This window comes from Oleiphilus sp. HI0061 (genome assembly GCF_001635675.1).
Map to the genome: position 1 here is coordinate 1 of NZ_LWFE01001173.1, position 3,193 is coordinate 3,193.

Annotated in this window: 3 protein-coding genes and 3 tRNA genes; 2 read left to right on the forward strand and 4 right to left on the reverse strand. The window is 46.0% G+C overall.

What is annotated here, in order from left to right; all coding sequences use genetic code 11:
- The first annotated feature begins 398 nt into the window (after positions 1-398).
- The gene (locus A3735_RS17905) at positions 399-1,400 is read left to right on the forward strand and encodes an NAD(P)-dependent alcohol dehydrogenase (protein WP_068515794.1); all 1,002 of its coding nucleotides are present in this window, start codon (positions 399-401) and stop codon (positions 1,398-1,400) included.
- 9 nt (positions 1,401-1,409) lie between these two features.
- Positions 1,410-1,838 (forward strand): thioesterase family protein, encoded by a 429-nt coding sequence (locus A3735_RS17910; protein WP_068514211.1) that lies wholly within the window; start codon positions 1,410-1,412, stop codon positions 1,836-1,838.
- Between the two features lie 246 nt (positions 1,839-2,084).
- Here the strand turns inward: A3735_RS17910 and A3735_RS17915 are convergent.
- The 4 genes from A3735_RS17915 to A3735_RS31100 form a co-directional block, all read right to left on the reverse strand.
- Positions 2,085-2,171, reverse strand: a tRNA-Leu gene (locus A3735_RS17915).
- 39 nt (positions 2,172-2,210) lie between these two features.
- A tRNA-Cys gene (locus A3735_RS17920) sits at positions 2,211-2,284 on the reverse strand.
- Between the two features lie 295 nt (positions 2,285-2,579).
- Positions 2,580-2,655, reverse strand: a tRNA-Gly gene (locus A3735_RS17925).
- A 202-nt stretch (positions 2,656-2,857) separates the two neighbouring features.
- Positions 2,858-3,193: CDP-alcohol phosphatidyltransferase family protein (locus tag A3735_RS31100; protein WP_369820538.1), on the reverse strand; the 336-nt coding region annotated here is incomplete at its 5' end.

Here is a 3,193-nt window from a genome sequence, read left to right on the forward strand (position 1 = left end):
ATCCATGTACTGTCAGCCTTTGCGGCAGGCCGGTGGGGCAACTGTCAGCTAAAGATCCATTCGCCAGGCACTTTTCGGTCAAATCGACCAAAATACGACCTTCTTTGGGCGCTGTGAAGCTAAATTCCGGGGCTTAGGCAATAAAAATGAGCAGCAATTTCGGGTATGCTACTTCATCCGAAGGGTGAAAAGGTGCTTTAAACGTCCTATACGCCTCAATTCGCCTTCAACGTGCCGGTAGCCGTACAAAATCGAAGCGGCAAAGGTGTGTGGCAAGTAAAAGGCGTCATGCTATTCATTTTTATCACTGACTTTTTGATAATGATGCTGAATGCTTTGCTGTCAGCTATCTATTTCTTTTAGACTACTCTATCGACAAGGCTTAGGAGACTTCTACCATGATTAAAGCATATGCAGCGTTTGAAGCAGGTGGTGAACTAAAACCATTCGAATACGATCCTGGTGATTTACCAGACGACCAAGTTGAAATTGCCGTCGAGCACTGCGGCATTTGCCACAGTGACCTAAGCATGCTCAACAACGAATGGGGAATGACCCAATACCCTTTTGTGCCCGGGCATGAGGTGATCGGCAAAGTGAACGCCATCGGTAAGCGCGTTAAGTCGATTCAAATTGGACAGACTGTCGGCTTAGGCTGGCACTCTGGCTACTGCATGAGCTGCTCGTCCTGCCATAGCGGCGACCATAACCTTTGCGCTTCAGCCCAAGGAACCATCATCGGTCATCACGGCGGATTTGCTGACAAGGTACGCGCGGAAGAAAGTAGCGTCGTTGCCTTACCCGAGGGTTTTGAAGAGCCTTCAGCCGCCCCTTTGTTTTGTGCTGGCGTGACCGTTTTCAATCCACTTGTTGAATACAACATTAAACCCATCGACACCGTTGGCGTCATTGGGATTGGTGGACTAGGCCACTTAGCCCTACAGTTTTTACGTGCCTGGGGCTGTGAAGTCTGGGCCTTTACCTCATCTGAAGCTAAAAAAGCTGAAGCCCTAGAGCTTGGTGCGCACTATACCGTTGACTCCAAAAACCCTGACGAACTCAACGCTCTGGCCGGCAAGTTTGACTTGGTCTTATCCACCGTTAATGTGAAACTCAAATGGAACCAATACGTCAATACACTCGCCCCCAAGGGCAAGCTACATTTTGTCGGTGCGACACTTGAGCCTTTAGATCTTAACGTATTTTCATTGATGGCCGGTCAACGCTCAGTGTCTAGCTCTCCTGTTGGGAGTCCGCAAGCACTGCGCAATATGTTGTCATTTGCAAAGCGACACGACATTAAACCCAAGGTTGAGCACTTCAAGTTCGACCAAGTCAATGAAGCGATAGCCAGACTTGAGAGTGGCAAGGCGCATTACCGAATTGTCTTAAGCAAATAGGAAATTAGAATGTCCAAAGTTAGTATCGATTTCCCGGATTACGCTCACTTCTCGATGTCGCAATCAGTTCGGATACAGGACGTAAATTACCGTAAGCACCTCGGCCATGACAAATTAGTCTCGATGATTCATGAAGCCAGGGCTGCTTTTTTTGAATCGATAGGTATATGTGAACTTGAAGACAGCGCTCAAGGCTACATTCTGGCAGACCTGCAAGTCATGTATATCGACGAGGCTTTTTTTGGTGATGAATTGGTATTTGATATTGCTGTCACGGAGGTGTCGAATAGAAGCTGCCAAATGCTCTACCGAGTCAGCAAAGCCACAGATGACAAAGATAAGCCAAAAATCATTACCTTGGCAAAGACCGGTGTGGTTTTCTATGACTATGAGCAAAGAAAGGCAATTTCAGTGCCGCAGAGTATTGTAGTGTTCTAATTTCTGCATCAGTTAATTTTCCAGGTAATCGACGTCTCTGCATAAGGGGTAACTCCTAAATCGAACTGAGAATTACCCCCAATTTACCCCCTAATAAAAATATGCAAGGGGTAAAGCATGACTGAATCTGACGCAATTGACCGGATATGAACGTACCTGAAAGGCGACAACCTACGCTAAGCCACTGTAAATATTGGACTTTGACAGTACTTGACTGTAATTGAATGAATCTGACTGAAATGAGTATGGTGCCCGGGGCCGGAATCGAACCGGCACGTCCCGAAGGACGACAGATTTTAAGTCTGTTGCGTCTACCAATTTCGCCACCCGGGCTTTGGGGGCTTTTACATTTAACACCAAAGGGATGCTAAATGGAGGCGCGAGCCGGAGTCGAACCGGCCTACGTGGATTTGCAATCCAGTGCATAACCGCTTTGCTATCGCGCCTTTAAACTTGTACTAAACAAGAGCTTCAAATTCTACCATAGGATTGCAGCAATCCAGTGCACTCTTGTTAATCGGGCAGAGCCCTAAGCGCTTTGCTATCGCGCCTTTAAACTTGTACTAAACAAGAGCTTCAAATTCTACCGTAGGATTGCAGCAATCCAGTGCACTCTTGTTAATCGGGCAGAGCCCTAAGCGCTTTGCTATCGCGCCTTTAAACTACACCGTAAACTATATCGATAAATCTTTATAGTCCACTAACAAAAAACCTCGGATAAATCCGAGGTTTTTTAGAATTTGGAGCGGGAAACGAGATTCGAACTCGCGACCCCAACCTTGGCAAGGTTGTGCTCTACCAGCTGAGCTATTCCCGCAGATCACTTCATATTTCATTGCAACACTCTAGTAAAAAACAACTTTTCGTTGCCTGTGTTGCTGAAGTGGCGCATATATTAACGGATTCGATTTAAGAGTCAAGCAATGTTTAAGAGAATAATTCACTTTTTTTCAGCTATCTATTTTCCGAGAAGCAGATCGATTATTTTTTATACCAAAGCAGTAATACTTACTCCGCTTCTAACTCTCTTCAGAGAATAAGTGCTCCCACGATGCTGTGAGATATTGGTACATTGACCATAGCGTAAGAATCGATGCGAAGTATATAAGGCCAATCCCAGACCAATAAAACCAGTCAGATTCAGGGCCTAGCAACAACAGCATAATGGAGCCCATCTGGCACATAGTTTTTAGCTTACCGATGAACGACACCGCAACATTATCACGTTTGCCCTGCTCTGCCATCCACTCTCGCAAGGCTGAAACGACAATTTCACGCCCAATAATAATCATCGCTGGAATCGTCACCCAGACAGAGTAATAGCTTTCGATTATCACCGCCAAGGACATTGCCAC